The 14,134-nt window shown below is 71.0% G+C and carries 15 protein-coding genes; 1 reads left to right on the forward strand and 14 read right to left on the reverse strand.

What is annotated here, in order from left to right; genetic code table 11:
- Positions 1–888: 888 nt before the first annotated feature.
- From AJAP_RS38060 to AJAP_RS38070, 3 genes are read right to left on the reverse strand one after another with little or no spacing between them, the layout of a single operon-like run.
- On the reverse strand, positions 889–3,816 hold the full coding sequence (locus tag AJAP_RS38060) for a BTAD domain-containing putative transcriptional regulator (protein ID WP_038520618.1): 2,928 nt from the start codon (positions 3,814–3,816) through the stop codon (positions 889–891).
- Complete coding sequence (locus tag AJAP_RS38065) at positions 3,816–4,235, reverse strand: hypothetical protein (protein ID WP_038520620.1); 420 nt, start codon at positions 4,233–4,235, stop codon at positions 3,816–3,818. Before AJAP_RS38065 ends, AJAP_RS38060 begins: the two co-directional genes overlap by 1 nt.
- A 34-nt stretch (positions 4,236–4,269) precedes the next feature.
- Entirely contained in the window at positions 4,270–4,659 is a 390-nt protein-coding gene (locus AJAP_RS38070; RefSeq protein WP_038520623.1) for a pilus assembly protein TadG-related protein, read from the reverse strand.
- 90 nt (positions 4,660–4,749) lie between these two features.
- Here AJAP_RS38070 and AJAP_RS38075 point away from each other — a divergent pair, with 90 nt between their 5' ends.
- On the forward strand, positions 4,750–5,274 hold the full coding sequence (locus AJAP_RS38075) for a M41 family metallopeptidase (RefSeq protein ID WP_038520626.1): 525 nt from the start codon (positions 4,750–4,752) through the stop codon (positions 5,272–5,274).
- Positions 5,275–5,279: 5 nt separating this feature from the next.
- On the opposite strand, the gene AJAP_RS38080 is transcribed toward AJAP_RS38075, so the two are convergent.
- From AJAP_RS38080 to AJAP_RS38130, 11 genes are all read right to left on the reverse strand, one after another.
- On the reverse strand, positions 5,280–5,684 hold the full coding sequence (locus AJAP_RS38080) for a TadE/TadG family type IV pilus assembly protein (protein WP_267284118.1): 405 nt from the start codon (positions 5,682–5,684) through the stop codon (positions 5,280–5,282).
- Positions 5,685–5,746: 62 nt separating this feature from the next.
- Complete coding sequence (locus AJAP_RS38085; RefSeq protein WP_038520628.1) at positions 5,747–6,682, reverse strand: hypothetical protein; 936 nt, start codon at positions 6,680–6,682, stop codon at positions 5,747–5,749.
- A 52-nt stretch (positions 6,683–6,734) separates the two neighbouring features.
- The gene (locus AJAP_RS38090; RefSeq protein WP_084098480.1) at positions 6,735–7,187 is read right to left on the reverse strand and encodes a TadE/TadG family type IV pilus assembly protein; all 453 of its coding nucleotides are present in this window, start codon (positions 7,185–7,187) and stop codon (positions 6,735–6,737) included.
- A gap of 2 nt (positions 7,188–7,189) precedes the next feature.
- Entirely contained in the window at positions 7,190–7,387 is a 198-nt protein-coding gene (locus AJAP_RS38095; protein ID WP_038520631.1) for a hypothetical protein, read from the reverse strand.
- Positions 7,388–7,438: 51 nt separating this feature from the next.
- The gene (locus AJAP_RS38100; RefSeq protein ID WP_038520634.1) at positions 7,439–8,332 is read right to left on the reverse strand and encodes a type II secretion system F family protein; all 894 of its coding nucleotides are present in this window, start codon (positions 8,330–8,332) and stop codon (positions 7,439–7,441) included.
- The gene (locus AJAP_RS38105) at positions 8,329–9,258 is read right to left on the reverse strand and encodes a type II secretion system F family protein (RefSeq protein WP_051972885.1); all 930 of its coding nucleotides are present in this window, start codon (positions 9,256–9,258) and stop codon (positions 8,329–8,331) included. The genes AJAP_RS38100 and AJAP_RS38105 overlap by 4 nt, the downstream gene beginning before the upstream one ends.
- Positions 9,255–10,631 (reverse strand): CpaF family protein, encoded by a 1,377-nt coding sequence (locus tag AJAP_RS38110; RefSeq protein WP_038520637.1) that lies wholly within the window; start codon positions 10,629–10,631, stop codon positions 9,255–9,257. Before AJAP_RS38110 ends, AJAP_RS38105 begins: the two co-directional genes overlap by 4 nt.
- Positions 10,628–11,488 carry a carbon monoxide dehydrogenase maturation protein gene (locus AJAP_RS44205; protein ID WP_228694782.1) on the reverse strand — a complete coding sequence of 287 codons (861 nt, stop codon included), beginning with the start codon at positions 11,486–11,488 and terminating at the stop codon, positions 10,628–10,630. The genes AJAP_RS38110 and AJAP_RS44205 overlap by 4 nt, the downstream gene beginning before the upstream one ends.
- Positions 11,489–11,553: 65 nt before the next feature.
- A complete protein-coding gene (locus AJAP_RS38120; protein ID WP_228694786.1) occupies positions 11,554–12,264 on the reverse strand; it encodes an SAF domain-containing protein in 711 nt (236 codons plus the stop codon).
- 124 nt (positions 12,265–12,388) lie between these two features.
- On the reverse strand, positions 12,389–13,234 hold the full coding sequence (locus AJAP_RS38125) for a hypothetical protein (protein WP_228694788.1): 846 nt from the start codon (positions 13,232–13,234) through the stop codon (positions 12,389–12,391).
- A gap of 164 nt (positions 13,235–13,398) precedes the next feature.
- Complete coding sequence (locus tag AJAP_RS38130; protein ID WP_051972732.1) at positions 13,399–13,974, reverse strand: hypothetical protein; 576 nt, start codon at positions 13,972–13,974, stop codon at positions 13,399–13,401.
- Positions 13,975–14,134: the final 160 nt, after the last annotated feature.

Here is a 14,134-nt window from a genome sequence, read left to right on the forward strand (position 1 = left end):
GCCCGGTGCGGCGGTTTGTGATGATTTCCGGTTTTCCCGGTGACACAACAAACGTAACTCGACCCCCGGGCGCCGCGCAATAGTTTTCCGGGGTCAATTTCGGGGAATTTTGCCTATATTTTCGCGTGAATGCGCACACTTTCACGGACATGTTTGCCCAGGTCAGGCGGTTGCAGATTGCCCAAGAAGGGAGCGGCCGGCTACACCCGAAACCGCGTATAAATGTAGTTTGTTTTAATAAAAGAGAGAAAGAGAAAGGAAGAAAGGGGGCAGGTGAGTGAGGTGCAAGGGTGAGCGCTGGTGAAACAATGAGGAAGCCGCGTGACATCGCCGCCGGGCCTGATGTGTTCACCTGCTTGGTGTCAAGCGAGTCTGGGATACCGGTGGATCCCCCTTCAGGGGGCGTGACCTGCGGGAACGGCTGACACGGGGGGATCCGCCTTAAGCGGATACCGGAGAACGAGGCTGACTGGCCGGGTCGGCGGTCCCACGGTTGGCAGTCACGCTTCGCATAGTCGGAGGCGGCGGGGGCGACACTGAGTGACCGCGCCGTCGGCTCGGGCCTGGTGTTCAAGGCGGTGTCCGCGCGCCGGGTATACGGGTCGCCACGGTGGCGCCGGAGTGTTTTTGTGGCGCGCGAGAGTCGCCGATAACACTCGACGAGAGTCGATGTCAGAGGTGCAGGGGAATGCGGTTGTGCGCCCACGAAGTTCTTTTTCTTTGGCCTCGATGGTTGTGCTGCCACGGTCGACGCTAGCATCGGCGCGGGCGAAATCGCGGCGGGAAATCGAGGCATTTCGCTGTTCCGCACAAATACCTTTACCGCACGGGAAAGGCGCCTCGATCCCGAATGGGCAGGGCGTGTTCGCGAACCGGTGGCGTGTTCATTCATGGCGCCGTGGATCGGGAGAAGTCCCCGACCGGTATCCCGGTGTCGCGGGCGCGTAACCGCTCGGCGAGGTCGGCGGTGTCCGCGGTGGGCGTCGTGTCGATTTCAGCGAGGCGGGTTCGCAGGAGGTCCAAGGTGCGGGAGATCGCGTCGTGCCGGCCGAGTGCGTGCTGCAGGCGCATGATGTCGCGGTAGATCAGTTCGTTGTGCGGATCGAACGCCCGCGCGGTTTCCAGCAGATCCAAGGTGTAGTCGGGGTCGGCCTCAACGCGGACGCGGGCGAGCGCGGCCACGGCGTCGAGCGCGTCGCGCCGGGTCGCTTCCCGGGCGGCGATGAGCCAGTCGGAGTCCAGGCCGTCGGCCAGGGCGCCGCCGTAGTGCGCCACGATCGCCTCATAGGCGTCGGTGCGTCGCTCAGCCGCGGCGGTGCGTCGGCGGGTCACCGCGTCGGCGAAGGACCAGTAGTCGACCTCCACCACGGCGGGGTCGAGCCGGTACTGGCCGTGCTCGGCCAGGACCAGGTCGCCGGCGGTGCCGCGAGTGGCGGTGTCGAGGGCGCGGCGGATGCGGGACAGAACGGTGCGCAGCACGCTGGCGGGGTTGCGGGGCGGGTCGTTCGGCCAAAGAGCGTCGACGATCGCATCCCGGGACACCCCTCCGGGATGTACTGCGAGGAAGACCAGCAGTTCGAGCGGGCGGTTGCTCAGCGCGCCGGACACGTCGCGCAGCTCCCCCTCGGCCTTGCGAGGGTCGGAGCGCCAGTGCAGGGCAGGGGCACCGAACACTGTCAGCGCGAGCGGCGCCGGTGGGCTCGGATCCCTGCCGGCCACATGTGGGTGTGGTTCCTCGCCCGGTTCGCTGGCCGGGGGTGAATCCGGCGCGGGCGGTCCTGCAGTGATCTCCAGTCGTCGCGGGTCGCCTGCGGCGTTCTGCGGCGCGGCCCGGGGCGTCGTGCCCGGTGGTGTCACTGTCTTCCCAGGTGCGGGGTTGGCACGGGGCGGGGCCGCGTCGGTGGTGCCGCTGCTGTGGGGTGCGGTGGTGCGGAGGAAGGCCAGGAGGTCTCGGGTCGCGGTCTCGGGCAGGGTGAAGGCGCGGGTTCCTCGCAGGGGTTCGCCGAGTCCGGGATCGGTGGCCGAAATGACTCCGCCGGCGGTGACGTAGGCGGTCACGCCGGCGCGCCATTGGCCCAGCAGCAGCGCAGTGATCCCGTGCTGGCCGTTGTTGTCGAGCAGGTGCTGCAGCCGCAACTGCTGCCCAGGGTCACCGGGTGGGGCTGCGATCACGACAGCGCGCCGCGGCGGCGCCGCGGCGGCGAAGGCGGTCAGGGCGGTGTCCAGGTCGTCCACCACTGTGATCGATGTGGGCAGGTCGGTGGCCGCTCCTGGCACACCGAGCAGGCGGGCCACGTCGGCGCTGGGCACGTAGACCCTGAGCGTGGGTGCGTTCTCGGAGGAGGTGGCCAGGAGGGTGAGCAGCAGGGCGCGGGCCGCGGCGTAACCGCCGGGCCCAACCAGGCCGAGCCCGTGGACACGGGCCAGGTCGAGGGCGACCTGAGTCCCCTCACCTGCTGCGGCGGCCTTGCCGTCGAGGTCAGGGGGCGTGGTGTCGAGCGCGATGTCGACCACGGACGGCAGCGTCGCCGGTCCGACGCCAGTTCCGGTGTGTGTGGCGGCGCCGATCACGCAGCGGACACGAGGCGCGAGCACCCTCAGCCGCCCCTCGTCACCAGCTCCTTCTGATGCGGTGGTCGACCGCGGTGCCAGGTCTCCGCCACCAGGTTCACGACCATGCTCACGACCGGCCAGGCCGCCGATCGCGGTGTCGGTCTCGGCGTTCAAGTCGAGGTCTTCGTCGTGGTGTCGGGCGCGCAGATGGGCCAGCCGCAGCTGATACACCACCGGGGCGACCGGCAGGTCGTCGTCGCGCCGGCCGCTGCCGGGCAGGTAGCGCGCGTGGCGCCGCCGTCGCGCGAGCACGAGCAGGGCACTGACCGCCGCGGCCAGGCCCAGGCTGACGAACACCTCACCGCTCCCCCAGCTCACCGCGCCCCCGGCAGGTCCATCCGCGGCAGGGACGGCCGCTGGCGTCGGGCGGGACGTCGTGACCGGAGGAGTTTGCGAGGAGGGTGGCGTGGTCGTACTCGGTGCCGGTGGTGCTGATTCGGGCGCGGACAACGAGGATGCGGGCGGCTCCGGTTGGGGCGGCGTCGGCGGGTCAGGTGGCCGGCTGGTGGCGGGAAGGTGGAGGGTGTCGCCGGGGTGGATCAGGTTCGGATTGGTCAGGATCCGTCCTCCGGACTGGACGCTGCCGCGGTTGAGGGCCCAGAGCTCCGGCCAGCGATCACCCTCGCCCAGGCAGCGCTGCGCGATCCTCCACAGCGAGTCGTACACCCCGTTCTCCGGTGGCCGGACCCGCTCGATCCCGGGCTGGACCGGAAGCTGCTCATGGACGACCGGTGTCGTGGAGACGGGAGCGGTGACGGCCACCTCAAAATGACCGGCGGGGTACATGTCGGCGGGGTTGAGGGGCGCGGCGGTGGCCGTGCGGCCCAGCACGGCCACGAGCAGGGCGCCGATAAGCACGGCCGCGACCCGCCGCACCGGGCCTGTCTGCCGTTTCAGGTCCGGCAGCCCGCCGCGGGCGACGTCGGCCGCGCACGCGGCGAGGTCGAGGACGAACACCAGCCACACCAGCCAGGCCAGGCAGGCGAGGGCGTCGAGCAGGAACCGTGCCGACATGGGTGTCATCAGCGCAGTGCCGATCTCGTCCAGGCTCGGCAGGTGATCCGGCAACGGCCAGCCCACGCCGTGAACCAGCGCCCACGGAACCCCGGCAACCAGCGCGGCCAGCACGACTGCGGCGAGCAGCCCACGCACCGCCCGGCCCAGCAACCGTGCGGTGCGCGTGAGCGGCGCACGGCCGAACATCAGCTACTCGCCGCGCCGACCGCTGCGCTGCCGCGGCGGCCAGCGTCCTGTGCAGGTGCGGCGGGCTGGGCGGTGCGGGTTTCGGTGGCCGCGAGGGTGCCTGGGACACGGTTGTTCGCCGCGGTGCCGGGGCGTTTGCGTTTGCCGCCGCGGGCGGGCTTGGTCACCTGGTCTCGCCAGCGGGTGAGGTCGGCGGTGGCAACGTCGGTGACCTCGGCGAGCTCGGGCACGTCGATGACGTCGCCGGCCGCGGTGAGGACCTCGCCGAGCTCGCGTTCAAGGTCGGCGAGCCGCTCGGCCAGTTCGGCGTGCCGGCGGGCCAGCTCGCCCACCGTGCCGGCCGCCTGGGCCCGGCGCGCGCTGCGCGCGGAATCTCGCTCCTCGAGGCGGCGGGTGATCTCGTCGTCGGTGGTCACCATGCCGGTGTTCTCCCTCCAGTACGTGCCAACTGGGTCAGGGCTCGATGCCGCTGACCCCGCGCTGCGGATGGGCGGCGCCCCGCCCGTGGGTGTGGATGTCGCCGATCCCGGCCAGCGACAGCAGCTGTGTCCGGTACACGGCGGTGACCTCGACGGTCACCGTGTCCCCGGCGACCGCGACAGTGCCGGTGGCGCCGACGCTGGCCAGGTACCGCTGCGCGAGGTCACGAGCCCGCCCCGGTTCGATGCGGACAATGCCGTTGGCGCGATATGCGGCGAGGTCGAGCGCCTGGGCGCCGGCGCGGGCTGCGGACTCGGCTTGCCCTCCAGCGCGGACCTTGCTCGCCAGGGCGAGACCGCCGTCCAGGCTCAGCCCGGTCAGCGCAAGCAGTCCGAGCAGGAGGGCGATCACGAACGCGGTCACCCGGCCTTCCTCCGCCCGCCACCACCAGCGCAAGCGGTACACGGACGTGCCGCTGCCCGGCCTGCCTGCGGGGTGAGCAGAATGGGTGGCATGACCGCGCCCGAGACGGAACCGCCCGACCTGGGCGAGGATCGTCTGACCGCGTGGCATGAGGCTGGGCACGTGGTCGTCTATCTGCTGCAGGGCCGGTCGCTGCGCTACGTGACGCTGCGGCCTCGTGGCATCGGGCGCGTGGGCTTCACCGCTGTCCGGCCGCGCCGCGTCGAACTGTCGTCGGTGGCGGTCGTCGCGCACGCCGGGCCGCTCGCCCAGGCCCGTCATGTCCTCGAGGTGACCAGCGAGGCCGAACGGCTGCATGAGGGCGTGACCGCAGAGGATGTTCGCCTCGGCGCCTACCTGCACGGCGGGCACGACGACCTCGCCCTGATTGTCGAAGCCCGCCGCGCGTACGGACTCGCCGACGATCAGCCCGATCTGTGGGCCGAGATCGCGCAGGACCTCGTCGACCGGCACTGGACGGACATCAGCCGCATCGCCGAGGCGCTGCTCGAGCACCGGACGCTGACCGGCGCCCAGCTCCGCGCTCTCGTGCCGGGGCTTCCACTCGCGCGCTGACGACGTCATCGGGCACCGCCAGGGCGAGCTTGGGACCGGTAGGTGTCCACAACTTCGCTGGCGGACGATTCCAGGGTTTTCTCGCCGGGGACGCCGAGCAGCGTGGCTTGTCCAAAGTCGACGGAACACCTGACGTACACGGTCACCGCGCTGGCGGGAACCAGCGAGCCCGACAGCGTGGTGGTCACCTCGCGGCACACCACACCCGCCTGAGCCAGCGCGGTGCCGACCGTGTCGCGAGCGGCGGTGGCGGCGGCCGTGATGGAGCGGTGCAGGGTGGCAGCGCGGGCGGCCTGGTGGGCGGCGTCGTCGAGCCGCAGCCGGGCGTCGACACCACGGTGCACCACCACGGCCAGCAACACCAGCAGCATGACCAGCACGGGCGTCACCAGCACGGCTTCGGCAGTCACCGAGCCGCGCTCAGCACACCACCAGACCCGGATCCTTCCCGCCTGTCGGCTCTCTCGCCGCGTCACGACAAGCCCTCCCCTGCCGGGCCGCCGGCGCCACGCGGTGCGGTCGCACGGTGAGGTGGGACCAGCGTCAGCCGGGGCCACTCCGTGGATGGCCGTTCCCAGGGGAATTCCCCGGCCTGGGTGAGGTCGCGGGCCGCGGTGACGTGAGCGAACACGTTCTGCGGCAGCACTTCCGCGGCCTGGGTCAGTCGGCGAAGGTGGTCGTGGCCGGGCAGAGCGGCTAGAACATTGCCGGTGCGGTGAGTCAGGTCGGTGCGCCGCAGTTTCGCTTCCCACGCTCGGGTCAGCAGCAGGCAGCCATGCAGATGCCGGGCGACCTCGCCCAGGCCGTGGTCGATCGTGGTGACCGCCTGGCGTGCCGCGGCCACCAGGTCCTCGCCGGCGTAGGGATCGGTGGCGAGTTCCTCGGCGAGGGCGCGCGCGTCGCGGCTGCGGTCGAGACAGCACAGGGCCTGCCACACCACCCGGTGCGCCTCACCGGGCAGCGCGGGGTCGATCCAGACGCGGGCCGGTGTGCGGTGCAGCTCGTCGACTCCGGCCAGCAGTTCTCGCACCTGCCTCGCGGTGTCGGCTCCGAGGTCGGCGAAGTCCCTGCTGCGCCAACCCTCACCGCGACGCAACCGGGTACCGGGAGTATCACCGTGCGGCCCCCGCCCCTCGCGGGCCACGCATGTAGCACGCCATCCGGCGAGCACGACGATCAGGACCACGGCGGTGAAAATGAACTTCCCGGCGAATCCGTTTCCCACCACCAGCGCGAATCCCACGACAGTTGCCCCAGACAGTCCTTTCAGGACAGTTCCCGGTCGCACCGCGGCGACGATCTGCCGACGCCGCCAGCGGCGTGCGGTAACGGCGGGATGAAGCAGCACGGTGTCCGGCCCGTCCGGGAACACCCCGTCGAGCACCGGCGAACGGCTGAGGTTGCCCATTAGAAGACTCCTGTCGATCTCGCACCAGAAACTGGCTCTGGATAAGGAAAAGTCAGGGCGTGGTGCCCGTGTCGGGCACGAAGCGCTCGACCTCGCCGGCGGTTTCGGCGTGCACGTGCAGCTGCACGCCGGGCAGGACCGCGGCGGCCTCACCACGGATACTCACCGCCACCGAGGTCGCGTCACGGGTCACGGTGAGCTGGGGCTCGCGTAGTGGGCCGGCGGCGAGGTCGTCGAGCAGCCGCTGTCCCGCGGCGTGTCCGGTGCGGGCGGTGCCGTGCTGGACGCGGGCCGCGGCGAGGGCTTGTGAGGCGGCGGTCTGGGCGACGTGGGTCGCGTGGGACCACACGGCGAACTGGATGATCGCCAGCAAAGCCAGCAGCAGCAACGGTGTGGCGATGACCAATTCGACGGTGACCTCGCCGCGGTCGCCGGACAGCGCGTGCCGGACCCGGTGAGCCAGCGGGCCGCGTAGTCGCCGCGGTGAGCGGTTTCGGATCGGCATGGTCAGCCGATCCCGAGGTTGATCGAGTTGGCCTTTTCGGTCAGTTTCGCAACGATGATCGCGATGATCGCGATCGCGGCGATGGCCATCAGCGCGGTGACGATGACGGTGGTGGTGATCTCACCACGCTCAGGTTCCGCTCGCAGCACGGCGATCCTCACCGATACCACTGTCCATATCGTACGGACGTATTGCTTCATGGCTCCTTCTTTCGTTTCCGTGCAAGGCTTCTCGCCGCAACTCCACGCGGTCTAAAGCCCGTTGAGGACCTGAATGACAGCGGGATAGGCGATGAATCCCAAGAATCCGAGGAACAGCAACGTCACCGGCAGTGCCATGCGCTCGGTTGCAGCCTGGGCATCGGTTTCGGCGTCGGTGACTTGGTGAGTCCGCAGTGCTTGGGCTTTCGCCGCCAGGGATGCGCGGACGCGAGCACCTTCGGTCCCGGCCAGGGAGATCGACGCGGCGAGTTCGGCGAGTTCGGTGATGTCGAGTTCCTCGCCGAGCCGGCGCAGCGTGGCCCAGGGGGTGGTGCGGGTCAGCTGGGCGGCGTGCAGTGCGCGGCGGATCTTGTCGAACGCCGGCCCTGTCCCGACGGCCGCGGCGTCGCCGAGAGCGGCCTCGACCCCAGCTCCCCCGGCGAGGGTGATCCAGACGAGGTCGAGGAAGGCCGAGAGTACGTCGCGGAACTCGCGCCGCGACTGGGTGGCTTTGGCGCGGACCTCGAGGTCCGGGGACAGGAAGCCGAGCGCGGCGAGCACGAGCCCGGCCAGCAGTGGCACCTCGACACCAAGCGACAGTCCGCCCAGTGCCAGCACGGCTTGCAAGAGCCACGGCGCCAGCAGCCCGGACATGGCGAGCACGGCTTTGGATGCCAGGTGGGTGTCGACGCCGCGGCCGGCGACCCGCAGATCGGCCTCGATCTTCGTACCGGGCAGCCCGAGAATCCGCAGGCCGGGCACGAAAACGCGGCCCCAGGCGCGCACCCACGCGGCCTCGCCGGTGAGGACGATCGGCGTAGCCAGCCGCCTGGCACTGACCTTGGCGAGCTGGTCGCTCAGCGCCGGGCGAGGCGGCACGGCCCAGGCCAGGAGCAGCCAGAGCCCGGCGCCAGCACCGGAGCCGAAGACGAGTGCCGGGATCATGAACGCTCACCTCCCCCGACGGTCACGCCCTCGCCGTCTCGCGGACGGGTCGCCTCTGGGGTGTCCAGGGCGAGGACCCGTGGTTGCCGTCCGCCGGTCGCGATCCGGGCGAGCCAGGCGAACCCGGCGGCGAACAGGGACCCGATGAGCAGCAGGACGATCTGGCCGGTGGCGGCGTTGTAGACGTCGAGGTAGGCCCGGTTGAACAGCACGACCCCGGCGGCGAAGGCGAGGGTGGTGGCGACGATGACCCGCACCGAGGTCCGGGTCCTGGCGCGGCCGGTCTCCACGCGCATCCGCATCGCGGCCTGCTCGCGGGCGGTGGTGGCCAGGGAGCCGAGCAGGTCGCCGAGCTGGCGGGCCTGGTGCTCGGCCGCGAGGACGAGGGCGGCCAGGACGAGGTCTGCGGTCGGGTCGTCCAGCTCGCGCGCGAGTGCTCGCAGGGCCGGCGCCAGGCGCTGCCCGCTTTCCAGCCTCGCGGTGAGGGTGGTGACCTCGCCCCGGATGGCCGCGGGCGCAAGCGGGGCGGTGGCGAGGATGGCTTGCTCGAGCCCTGCCGCGGCGGACAGGACGTCGCGCAGCATCTCCGTCCACGACGCGATCGCCTCGATCCGCGCGACCCGGCGGGCGTGGGCGCGGTCCGGGCCGACCAGGCGGGGCAGGAACCACGCCGCAGCGGCGGCCAGCACCGCGCCGCCCACCCACCCGGTCGCGGCCCCGGTCAGCGCGCCCGCGCCGACCGCCACGGCCAGGCGCAGCAGCACCCGTCGGCCTCCGGCCCGGTCGCGTGCGGCGCGCAGCAACGTGTGAGGACGCGAGGACGACGGCACTGCCGCGGGCCGGCGCCAGGCGGCCACGATCAGCAGCAGACCGACGCCCGCCCCCAAGCCGAGAGCGGCGGCGAGCATGGTGGTGTGGATGTTCATGGTGTCCACCACCCCTCCGGACGGGCCAGCAGGTCGGGGTCGAATCCGGCTGCGGCGAGGTCGTCGAGGGTGTCGGCACGCAGAGCGCCGGCCACCGGGACGGCGCGGCGGTCCGGGCCGCGGCGGTAGACCTCGTTGGAGATCACCGCCCCGTCCTCGGCGTCGATCACCTCCCGGATCGAGGCGATCACCCGTGTCGTCCGGTCGGTGGCGCGGTCGAGGTGGACCACGAAATGCACCGCTGACGCGACGAGCAGCGCAGTGGCCTCCAACGGGAGCCGCTCCGGTCCCTGGGCGGCATAGGAGGCGAGGCGGGTGAACGCGATCTTCGAACTACTGGCATGGAGGGTGGCCATGGAGCCGTCATTGCCCTGTGACATGGCGTTGCACATCGGGATGACCTCAGACCCGCGGATCTCGCCGACGATGACCCGGTCCGGGGACATGCGCAGGCCCCAGCGGACCAGCTCCGCCTGATCGATGGCGCCCTCGCCCTCGACGTTGGGTTCGCGGGCCTGCAGGGCGGTGACGTCGGCGTGCAGCTCGGGATCCCGGTCGAGACCGAGTTCGAAGGCGTCCTCGACCGTGACGATCCGCTCCAGCGGGTCCATCTCCGCCGCCAGGCCCCGCAGGAGCGTGGTCTTCCCTGCGCCGGTTCCGCCGGTGATCAGCACGTTCTTCCGCGCCCGCACCATCGCGCGCAAGAACCGTTCCAGCCCGATGTCGAGGGTGCCGCGGCGACGTAACTGCGGGAGGGTGGCGGTGAGGTAGCCGTGCCGGCGGATCGTGCACGCCGTCACCCCACCCGCCGTCAAACCGAGGACCGCGAAGAGCCGCTCGCCGCCGGGAAGCTGGAGGTTCAGCGCCGGACTGCCACGATCGAACCGGCGCTCCTCCGACGACGCCCGAGCCGCGAGAGTGCGGATCAGGTCGGTGAACTCCACGTCCGACGCCGCCACCGGCGCCACCTGGGCACGGCGACCGTCGTTGTACTGCACGAACACCCGGTCGAAGCGGTTGACCGCGATCGTCTCCACCGAGCGATCCGCCAGCAGCGGCTGCAGCCCGCCCAAGCCGAACACCTCGTCCAAGACCTGGTCGACGACCCGCTGCTCCGTAGCCGAATCCACCAGGGCACGCCCGGCCAGGAGTTCGGTCTCACTGTGTGCGGCGACCGCGGTGTCGAGGACCTCGCGGCCGATCTCGCGACGCCGCGCCACGCTCAACGCACCGCCGCTCGTCCGGGACACGGTCTCGACCCGGCCGGGCAGGTCCGTGGTCAACGCCTGCCGGAGCCGGGCGCGTAACCGCTGCTCGGCATCCCTCGGGCCGGTCGCGGCGGCGGACATGGCGGGGTGGTCGGCCTCTGTCATGCGCGTTGCTCCTTCCCGGCAGAGCTGGGCTGATGGCCGTTGTGTCGCGGATCCCTCACCTGCGGCGGCGGCGCGGACGCCGGGTGTGGCCCGAGGCCGGGCGGGCTGATGAGCACGCCACCGGGCCGGCGCACCTGCTGGGCAGGTACACCCGGGACACCGGGCGGCATGGTCGCCGGTGGTGAGGCGATGGGAGTGGCGGGTTCGGCCAGGGTGCGGGCGAGAGCGGCAGCGTGGCGGGCAAGGCCACCGTTGTCACCGCGGCGGCGAGCGGATGGCGGCCGATGACCGGTCAGCGTGGCGGCAGCGGCCGGGTCGTGCGGGAGACGCCCGATCGCGGGTACCCCCAGCTCACGCTCGACATCCACGGTCGGATAACCATCACCGGTCAGCAACAAGCCGGGGCGTGGCGTCCAGCGCGCCAGTTCCCCCAGCCGCGCCGCGGCGTGGGCGAGGTCGTCGCCCTGAGAACCAATCACCAACACCAGAGCATCGGCGCAGCGCGCGATCGCCTCGGCCGGTGATCCGGGATCCACCCGCCCGCAATCCGCGAACACCACCACACCCTCGTCGCGGGCCACGACGGGCAGCAGCGGCCCGTCCGGGGCCGTGGCCAGGGTCGACAGTGCGGCGCGCGCGTGCGTGCCACCCGGCGGGGCCACCAGCGCGCGGGCGCCGCCGGGCAACGCTTGGGTGTGGTCCCACACCACCGCGGGATCACGGGTGCGGCGTGCCGCGGCGGCGAGGCTCACCAGCCCTGGGGCGGCCGGCAGGCCGAACCGCATCGCCAGATCGCCTCCGGACGGGTCGACCTCGGCGACCAGACGGCGCATGCTCTCGGCATGCGGCCAGGTCATGGCCAGCGCGACAGCCAGGGTCGTCACGCCCGGCGAGCCTTTCACCGAACACAAGGCGATCAGCATCACCGCTCACCGCCCGCCGGTTGCATCACCAACGCCAGCTGGCCGGCCGGGACCTGAGCCAGCTGTGAAGCCGCGGTGGTGTCGATTTCCAGCGACACCACGGTGGTCTGATCCGTTCCTGCTGGGGTGACCCCGACGACCGTGGCACGCCAGGACGTTCCTGGTGCTTGTCCGGTGGCCGAGGTTCCTGCCGCGGTGGCGGCGGTCACGACGACGGTCACCGGGGCTCCGGCGGCCAGCTCGGGCGGGGCCTGCCCCGGCTTCACGACGACCGCGACCACCGCCCGGCCCACCGCTGGGATCGCGGCAGCGCCCACCGCGTCCGGCGTCAGCAGCGTTCCCGCGCCGAGGCTGGTCGCCATCGGCCGCCCCAGCACGCTCGCCGCCCGATCCGCCGGTATCAGTGCCACGCCCGGCGCGGCGAACACGTCGATGCTGCGTAGGTCCGCGGGCGTCAGCACATGCCCGAGCGGTACCGGCTTCGCCAGCGCCAGCACCGGAACCCGGTCCTGGGTGCTGGTCATCCACCACACCGCGCCACCGACACACAGCACCACCAGCAGCACCCCGGCCACCAGATGCGGCAACCGGCGCTGCCGACCGCGACGCGCGGCCGACCTTGCCGGTGAACCCGAGGAATCCAGCCACGACACAGGCCGTGCTTCGCCGGTCGCGTTGTCGCCGCGCGCGGGACTGTCGGTACTGGTCACGATAAACCCCTCCAGGCATAGCTCACCCGCACCACGTATTCACCCGGCTAGCAAATGCCGCCGCGAATACACGGTCAGGAAAAGGAAAGAGAACTGCTGATTCAGTTTGGGGACGTCGTCCGGGTTATCCGGTGCCCAAGGCTTGAGCCTCGGCGACCCGGAAGGACGCTGTCGCGCTGGTGGTCATGTCCGGGAACGTGCCCGACGCCCCGGCGCCCGACCACGTGATCCGCCACGACACCGTCGCCACGGCCGGAAACCGCTCGCCCGGCGCACCGGCCGACGAACGCTGGTAGGTGTGACCGCAATCGGGCGACGCCGCCCGCGGATCCCCGTGGGCGGGGAACGGTGTGCCCGGTCCAGCGCAGGACACGGTGCTGCCATCGCCCATGGCCCAGGACACCCCGGTCGGGGTCGCTGTCGCGGTGACCGACACCCCGGGAACCGAAGCCGTCGCCGACTGCGGCCGCCACATCGCCCGGTCCAGCCACAGCCACGTCGGCAGCTGCACCAGCTGGGTTCCGGCCGGGCTCGACGCGATCACCGGACTCGGCAACCGCAGCTGCGACCGCGCCTGCTCGGCCAACTCTTCTGGCGAGGGCAGCGGCGCGGCACCTGGTGCCTGACCATCGGGGATCCACACCGGCGCCCGGTAGAGCGCGTCCCGCTGCCCCTGACCGGAACACTGATAGACGTACCACGCGCCGCCCGGCCCTGGACCTTGTGCCAGCACCACACTTTCGGGCCGCGGACGGGCCAGCGACACGAACTGCACCCCACCGGAATCCGAGCGGCGTGGGTGGAAGCGGATCGTCTGCACACCGTTCGCCGGTGGCTGGTAGTTGCTGCGCACGTACGAGCAATCGGCTTGGTTGTCGTCGCCGCCGACAACCCGGTCGCCGGGCGGCGGAGCGGCTTTGCCCTGTTCGCCTGCCTGCGACTTCGGGCCACCAGGTTTCGGGCCGGGCACGGGGCCCGGGATAGGAGCGGAGTGGCCGCCGCGACCAGCGCCGAGATCGCAGGACGGGTTTCCGGCTTCACCGCACTTGACGTTGCCCCAACCATCGGCCAAAGCCGGGCTTGCCGCAGCGAGAGAAAGCACGATCGCCGCGCCCGCTGTAAGTGCGGTCCTGCTTACCCGGTGCATGATCCGACCTCGTGTACCGCGAAGGTCGTCACTTTCCAAGAGCCATCGACGGCTTTCTTCACCAAGGCCTCGATCTGTCGGCGTCCGCTTGGCCCGTCGTTGGCTGGCTGGCCATTGTCAGCCCGGTACTTGAGCCAGTTCGTCGAGTCGCCGCAATCGGTGAGCGTGACCGAAGTCGGGTTGTCCAGTGGCTCTACCGAAGCCGACTTCGGGTGATTGACGGGCTGCCCTTTGGTGACCAGGCCATTGTAGTGATCGGCGTACAAACTTCGGGAAATGGTCTGCAGCGCCTCGCCTGTCGCGTTCTGAGCCAGTTTTGGTGTTTGCCAGTCCGAGGTCGTCGCGGCTTCGGCCATGTCGCTCCACATGCCCAGATAGGCGTCAGTGGCCTTCTGCTTGGCGATGTCGGCGGGCGAGACGGCTGTGGTGCTGGGAGCGATTGGCGGGGCTGGCGTTACGGAAGGCTGGGTTGCGCTGTCGTCCGAGCTGCAGGCGCTCAAGCCAAGTCCGGCCGCGGCGGCAAGGCCGGTCAGGGCGAGGCGGGTGCTGCGGTAGTGGGTCATTACGGTCCCCCTTTTCATCGACGATCGCAGATCAGAGCGGGCGGACCGCACCTCCGTGATGCTCCACTGCAGCAGGTTCGCCTCAAGACCGACTTTCGTGGTGATGGCGCTCCGGACAGCAGCACTCGCGTGAAGTTCACCCGTTGGTTTGAGAGCCGGT

This window comes from Amycolatopsis japonica, from assembly GCF_000732925.1.
GTDB lineage: Bacteria > Actinomycetota > Actinomycetes > Mycobacteriales > Pseudonocardiaceae > Amycolatopsis > Amycolatopsis japonica.